Origin of the sequence: Kitasatospora sp. NPDC059648 (assembly GCF_042734825.1) — a bacterium.
GTDB lineage: Bacteria > Actinomycetota > Actinomycetes > Streptomycetales > Streptomycetaceae > Kitasatospora.
In genome coordinates, this window is record NZ_JBHWDU010000099.1 from 19267 (window position 1) to 27156 (window position 7890).

The window sequence follows — 7890 nt, forward strand, 5'->3', positions numbered from 1 at the left end:
ATGCATAACCAGTGGCTCCGGCGGGAAATGACTCCACGTGAGTTAGAGCAGTACCCGGTGGGCGTCCGCGCCCCCGGCTACCGGGAGGAGTCTCCGATTCGGTCTCCGAATCAGAGCTGGACAGCAGTGTGGCCTTTGGCTACACTGTCCCTTTGCGCTGCCTGTTAGCTGCTCCGTGACTCGTCGCCCGGAGTTTGCGTTGCCCTGAAGGGGTCTGGCACCGCCTCCGCAAAGCGGCTCTGACCTGGGACTTCGACCCCGGCGGAGGCCAGTGGCGAGGGAGGCGGCTCCAAGCCCAAGCAGGCCCGGCTGGTACGCGCGTAGTGAGCTCCGAGCCCTCGGAAGGACCCCCCTCTTGGCCGCGCCGCGCAACGCCTCGAACAATTCCGCCGCATCCACCGCCCCGCTCCGCGTCTCCTTCGCGAAGATCAAGGAGCCCCTCGAGGTCCCGAACCTCCTGGCCCTGCAGACCGAGAGCTTTGACTGGCTGCTCGGCAACGCGGCCTGGAAGTCCCGGGTCGAGCAGGCGCTGGAGTCCGGTCAGGACGTCCCCACCAAGTCCGGTCTGGAGGAGATCTTCGAGGAGATCTCCCCGATCGAGGACTTCAGCGGGTCGATGTCCCTGACCTTCCGCGACCACCGTTTCGAGCCGCCGAAGAACTCCATTGACGAGTGCAAGGACCGCGACTTCACGTACGCGGCTCCGCTCTTCGTCACGGCCGAGTTCACCAACAACGAGACCGGTGAGATCAAGTCTCAGACGGTCTTCATGGGCGACTTCCCGCTCATGACCCACAAGGGCACGTTCGTGATCAACGGCACCGAGCGTGTCGTCGTGTCGCAGCTGGTCCGCTCCCCGGGTGTGTACTTCGACTCCACCCTGGACAAGGTGTCCGACAAGGACATCTACTCCTGCAAGGTCATCCCCTCGCGTGGTGCCTGGCTGGAGATGGAGATCGACAAGCGCGACATGGTCGGCGTCCGCATCGACCGCAAGCGCAAGCAGTCCGTCACCGTGCTGCTGAAGGCTCTCGGCTGGACCAACGAGATGATTCTCGAAGAGTTCGGCGAGTACGAGTCGATGCGCAACACCCTGGAGAAGGACCACACCCAGGGCCAGGACGACGCGCTGCTGGACATCTACCGCAAGCTGCGTCCGGGCGAGCCGCCGACGCGCGAGGCCGCGCAGACGCTTCTGGAGAACCTGTACTTCAACCCGAAGCGCTACGACCTGGCCAAGGTCGGTCGTTACAAGCTCAACCGCAAGCTGGGCAACGCCGAGTCGCTGGACTCCGGCGTGCTCACCGAGCCCGACATCATCGGTGCGATCAAGTACCTGGTGAAGCTGCACGCCGGTGAGACCGAGTGGCGTGACGAGACCGGCCGCGACATCGTGGTCGAGGTCGACGACATCGACCACTTCGGCAACCGCCGCCTGCGCAACGTCGGCGAGCTCATCCAGAACCAGGTCCGTACGGGTCTCGCCCGCATGGAGCGCGTCGTGCGCGAGCGCATGACCACCCAGGACGTCGAGGCGATCACGCCGCAGACCCTGATCAACATCCGGCCGGTCGTCGCCTCCATCAAGGAGTTCTTCGGCACCAGCCAGCTGTCGCAGTTCATGGACCAGACGAACCCGCTGTCGGGCCTGACCCACAAGCGTCGTCTGTCCGCCCTCGGCCCCGGTGGTCTCTCCCGTGAGCGCGCCGGCTTCGAGGTCCGTGACGTGCACCCCTCGCACTACGGCCGCATGTGTCCGATCGAGACCCCGGAAGGCCCGAACATCGGTCTGATCGGGTCGCTGGCCTCGTACGGCCGGGTCAACGCCTTCGGCTTCATCGAGACCCCGTACCGCAAGGTCGTCGACGGTGTCGTCACCGAGAAGGTGGACTACCTCACCGCCGACGAGGAGGACCGCTACGTCATCGCCCAGGCGAACGCCCCGCTGACCGCGGACCTGCACTTCGCCGAGCCGCGCGTCCTGGTCCGCCGCCGTGGTGGCGAGATCGACTACATCCCCGGCACCGAGATCGACTACATGGACGTCTCGCCGCGCCAGATGGTGTCGGTCGCGACCGCCATGATCCCGTTCCTTGAGCACGACGACGCCAACCGCGCGCTCATGGGCTCGAACATGATGCGCCAGGCGGTGCCGCTGCTGAAGAGCGAGGCCCCGCTGGTCGGCACCGGCATGGAGTACCGCTGCGCCGTCGACGCCGCCGACGTCATCACCGCCGAGAAGGCCGGTGTGGTGCAGGAGGTCTCGGCCGACTACGTCACCGTGGCCAACGACGACGGCACGTACACCACGTACCGCGCCGCCAAGTTCACCCGCTCCAACCAGGGCACCGCCTTCAACCAGAAGGTGCTCGTGGACGAGGGCGCCCGGGTCGAGGTCAACCAGGTGCTGGCCGACGGCCCGTGCACCGACGAGGGCGAGATGGCCCTCGGCAAGAACCTGCTCGTGGCGTTCATGTCGTGGGAGGGTCACAACTACGAGGACGCGATCATCCTGTCGCAGCGCCTCGTTCAGGACGACGTCCTCTCCTCGATCCACATCGAGGAGCACGAGGTCGACGCCCGTGACACCAAGCTCGGCCCCGAGGAGATCACCCGGGACATCCCGAACGTCTCCGAGGAGGTCCTCGCCGACCTCGACGAGCGCGGCATCATCCGGATCGGCGCCGACGTCGTCACCGGTGACATCCTCGTCGGCAAGGTCACCCCGAAGGGTGAGACCGAGCTGACCCCCGAGGAGCGCCTGCTCCGCGCGATCTTCGGTGAGAAGGCCCGCGAGGTCCGCGACACCTCGCTGAAGGTCCCGCACGGTGAGTCCGGCAAGGTCATCGGCGTCCGCGTGTTCGACCGCGAGGAGGGCGACGAGCTTCCCCCGGGTGTGAACCAGCTGGTCCGCGTCTACGTGGCCCAGAAGCGGAAGATCACCAACGGTGACAAGCTCGCCGGCCGCCACGGCAACAAGGGTGTCATCTCCAAGATCCTCCCGGTCGAGGACATGCCCTTCCTGGAGGACGGCACCCCGGTCGACATCATCCTCAACCCGCTGGGTGTCCCGTCCCGAATGAACCCGGGACAGGTCCTGGAGATCCACCTCGGGTGGCTCGCCAAGCAGGGCTGGGACGTCTCCGGTCTGGCCGACGAGTGGGCCCAGCGCCTGCAGGCGATCGGCGCCGACACCGTCCAGGGCGGCACCAACCTCGCCACCCCGGTCTTCGACGGCGCCCGCGAGGACGAGATCACCGGCCTGCTGGACAACACCACCCTCACCCGTGACGGTGAGCGCCTGGTGAACTCCACCGGCAAGGCCCGCCTGTTCGACGGCCGCTCCGGCGAGCCGTTCCCGATGCCGGTCTCGGTCGGCTACATGTACATCCTGAAGCTGCACCACCTGGTCGACGACAAGCTGCACGCCCGTTCGACCGGTCCGTACTCGATGATCACCCAGCAGCCGCTCGGTGGTAAGGCGCAGTTCGGTGGTCAGCGCTTCGGTGAGATGGAGGTGTGGGCCCTCGAAGCGTACGGTGCCGCGTACGCCCTGCAGGAGCTGCTCACCATCAAGTCCGACGACGTGCTCGGCCGCGTGAAGGTCTACGAGGCCATCGTCAAGGGCGAGAACATCCCCGAGCCCGGTATTCCCGAGTCCTTCAAGGTTCTCATCAAGGAAATGCAGTCGCTCTGCCTCAACGTGGAGGTGCTGTCCTCGGACGGCCAGTCCATCGAGATGCGGGACTCCGACGAGGACGTCTTCCGCGCCGCCGAGGAGCTCGGCATCGACCTGTCCCGGCGCGAGCCGAGCAGCGTCGAAGAGGTCTGACGGAGGTCGGGCCGGCTCGCGCTTCAGAACCAAGCGGAGTGCGCAGCCGGCCCGCCCCCAGGCCCCCCTCAGACCACAGACAAACTCTCGAATCACGAAAGAGGGCTTGACGACCAGTGCTTGACGTCAACTTCTTCGACGAGCTCCGCATCGGCCTGGCCACCGCCGACGACATCCGCCAGTGGTCGCACGGCGAGGTCAAGAAGCCGGAGACCATCAACTACCGCACCCTGAAGCCCGAAAAGGACGGCCTCTTCTGCGAGAAGATCTTCGGCCCGACCCGGGACTGGGAGTGCTACTGCGGCAAGTACAAGCGCGTCCGCTTCAAGGGCATCATCTGTGAGCGCTGCGGCGTCGAGGTGACCCGCGCCAAGGTGCGCCGTGAGCGGATGGGCCACATCGAGCTGGCCGCCCCGGTCACCCACATCTGGTACTTCAAGGGTGTGCCGTCCCGCCTCGGCTACCTGCTCGACCTGGCGCCGAAGGACCTCGAAAAGGTCATCTACTTCGCCGCCTACATGATCACCTGGGTCGACGACGAGCGCCGCCAGCGCGACCTGCCGTCCCTGGAGGCGCACGTCTCGGTCGAGCGCCAGCAGATCGAGAACCGCCGCGACGCCGACCTCGAAGCCCGCGCCAAGAAGGCCGAGACCGACCTGGCCGAGCTGGAGGCCGAGGGCGCCAAGGCCGACGTGCGCCGCAAGGTGCGCGAGGGCGCCGAGCGCGAGATGAAGCAGCTGCGCGACCGCGCGCAGCGCGAGCTCGACCGCCTCGACGAGGTGTGGGCCCGCTTCAAGAACCTCAAGGTCCAGGACCTTGAGGGCGACGAGCTGCTCTACCGCGAGCTGCGCGACCGCTTCGGCACCTACTTCTCCGGCTCGATGGGCGCGGCGGCCCTCAAGGACCGCCTGGAGACCTTCGACCTGGCGGAGGAGGCCGAGCGCCTCCGCGAGATCATCCGCACCGGCAAGGGCCAGAAGAAGACCCGTGCGCTGAAGCGCCTCAAGGTCGTCTCCGCGTTCCTGCAGACCAGCAACAAGCCCAACGGCATGGTCCTGGACTGCGTTCCGGTCATCCCGCCGGACCTGCGTCCGATGGTGCAGCTGGACGGTGGCCGCTTCGCGACCTCCGACCTGAACGACCTGTACCGCCGCGTCATCAACCGCAACAACCGCCTGAAGCGCCTGCTCGACCTCGGTGCCCCCGAGATCATCGTGAACAACGAGAAGCGCATGCTCCAGGAGGCCGTCGACGCGCTGTTCGACAACGGCCGCCGCGGCCGTCCGGTCACCGGTCCGGGCAACCGCCCGCTGAAGTCCCTCAGCGACATGCTGAAGGGCAAGCAGGGTCGTTTCCGCCAGAACCTGCTCGGCAAGCGAGTCGACTACTCGGCCCGTTCGGTCATCGTCGTCGGCCCGCAGCTCAAGCTGCACCAGTGCGGTCTGCCGAAGGCCATGGCGCTGGAGCTCTTCAAGCCGTTCGTGATGAAGCGCCTGGTCGACCTGAACCACGCGCAGAACATCAAGTCGGCCAAGCGCATGGTCGAGCGTGCCCGCCCGGTCGTGTGGGACGTGCTCGAAGAGGTCATCGCCGAGCACCCGGTCCTGCTGAACCGTGCGCCCACCCTGCACCGCCTCGGCATCCAGGCCTTCGAGCCGCAGCTGGTCGAGGGCAAGGCCATCCAGATCCACCCGCTCGTCTGCACCGCGTTCAACGCGGACTTCGACGGTGACCAGATGGCCGTCCACCTGCCGCTCTCCGCGGAGGCGCAGGCCGAGGCGCGCATCCTGATGCTGTCCTCGAACAACATCCTGAAGCCGGCCGACGGTCGCCCCGTCACCATGCCGACCCAGGACATGGTGCTCGGTCTGTTCTTCCTGACCTCGGACCGCGACAACGTGAAGGGCGCCGGCCGCACCTTCTCGTCGACCGCCGAGGCGATCATGGCCTTCGACGCCCGCGAGCTGGACGTCCAGGCCCCGATCGAGCTGCGCCTCGGCGCCGGCACCGTCCCGCCCCGCGGCTGGACCCCGCCGGTGGACGAGGACGGCCAGTCGACCTGGTTCGAGGGCGAGCCCTTCCGCCTGACCACCACCCTGGGCCGTGCGCTCTTCAACGAGCTGCTGCCCGAGGACTACCCGTTCGTCGACTACGAGGTGGGCAAGAAGCAGCTCTCCGCGATCGTCAACGACCTGGCGGAGCGCTACCCCAAGGTCACCGTCGCGGCGACCCTGGACAACCTGAAGGCGGCCGGCTTCCACTGGTCGACCCGTTCCGGTGTCACCGTCTCGATCTCGGACGTCATCGTCCCGCCGAGCAAGCCCCAGATCCTGGAGGGCTTCGAGGCGAAGGCGGAGAAGGTCCAGAAGCAGTACGAGCGCGGTCTGATCACCAACGACGAGCGCAAGCAGGAGCTCGTCGGCATCTGGACCCAGGCGACCAACGAGGTCGCGGACGCCATGGCCGCGAACTTCCCGAAGACGAACCCCATCTTCATGATGGTCGACTCGGGTGCTCGTGGAAACATGATGCAGATGCGTCAGATCGCCGGTATGCGCGGTCTGGTGTCGAACGCCAAGAACGAGACCATCCCGCGACCCATCAAGGCGTCGTTCCGTGAGGGTCTGTCCGTGCTGGAGTACTTCATCTCCACCCACGGTGCCCGTAAGGGTCTGGCCGACACCGCCCTCCGTACCGCCGACTCCGGCTACCTCACCCGTCGTCTGGTCGACGTCTCCCAGGACGTCATCATTCGCGAGGAGGACTGCGGCACCGAGCGCGGCCTGAAGCTGTCGATCGGCTCCGTGGGCGCCGACGGCGTGCTGCGCAAGGCCGACGACGTCGAGACCAGCGTGTACGCCCGCATGCTCGCCGAGGACATCACCGTCGACGGCAAGCTGCTGGCCACCGCCAACACCGACCTCGGCGACGTCCTGATCGACGAGCTGATCCGCCACGGTGTGGGCGAGGTCAAGACCCGCTCGATCCTGACCTGTGAGTCGGCTGTCGGCACCTGCGCCATGTGCTACGGGCGCTCGCTGGCGACCGGCAAGCTGGTCGACATCGGTGAGGCGGTCGGCATCATCGCCGCCCAGTCCATCGGTGAGCCCGGTACCCAGCTGACCATGCGTACCTTCCACACCGGTGGTGTGGCCGGTGACGACATCACCCAGGGTCTGCCGCGTGTCGTCGAGCTCTTCGAGGCCCGTACCCCCAAGGGTGTGGCCCCGATCTCGGAGGCCGCCGGCCGGGTCCGCATCGAGGACACCGAGAAGACCCGCAAGCTGGTCGTCACGCCGGACGACGGCAGCGACGAGATCGCCTACCCGGTCTCGAAGCGCGTCAAGCTGCTGGTCAGCGAGGGCGAGGCGGTCGAGGTCGGCCAGAAGCTGACCATGGGTGCCACCAACCCGCACGACGTGCTGCGGATCATGGGCCAGCGTGCCGTCCAGGTCCACCTGGTCGCCGAGGTCCAGAAGGTCTACAACTCGCAGGGTGTGTCGATCCACGACAAGCACATCGAGATCATCATCCGGCAGATGCTCCGCCGCGTGACGATCATCGAGTCGGGCGACGCCGAGCTGCTCCCGGGCGAGCTCGTCGAGCGCGGCCGCTTCGAGCAGGAGAACCGTCGTGTGGTCGCCGAGGGCGGTCACCCCGCCTCCGGCCGTCCGCAGCTGATGGGTATCACCAAGGCCTCGCTGGCCACCGAGTCCTGGCTGTCGGCCGCCTCCTTCCAGGAGACGACCCGGGTCCTCACCGACGCGGCGATCCACGCCAAGTCGGACCCGCTGCTGGGCCTCAAGGAGAACGTCATCCTCGGTAAGCTCATCCCGGCCGGTACGGGTCTGCCCCGCTACCGCAACATCCGGGTCGAGCCGACCGAGGAGGCCAAGGCCGCGATGTACTCGGCCGTCGGCTACGACGACTACGACCTGTCGCCCTTCGGCGCCGGCTCCGGCCAGGCGGTCCCGCTGGACGACTACGACTACGGCCCGTACACCGGCTGAGTCGCGCGTCACTGATCGCAGGGCGGTCACCCCTCACGGGGTGGCCGC

Annotated in this window: 2 protein-coding genes; both read left to right on the forward strand. The window is 67.1% G+C overall.

Annotated features, from left to right (window positions below; all coding sequences use genetic code 11):
• The first annotated feature begins 355 nt into the window (after positions 1-355).
• Positions 356-3832 (forward strand): DNA-directed RNA polymerase subunit beta, encoded by a 3477-nt coding sequence (gene rpoB, locus ACFV1W_RS35325; RefSeq protein WP_380421360.1) that lies wholly within the window; start codon positions 356-358, stop codon positions 3830-3832.
• Between the two features lie 116 nt (positions 3833-3948).
• Positions 3949-7842, forward strand: a complete 3894-nt coding sequence (locus tag ACFV1W_RS35330; RefSeq protein WP_380421361.1) for a DNA-directed RNA polymerase subunit beta' — start codon at positions 3949-3951, stop codon at positions 7840-7842.
• Positions 7843-7890 lie beyond the last annotated feature (48 nt).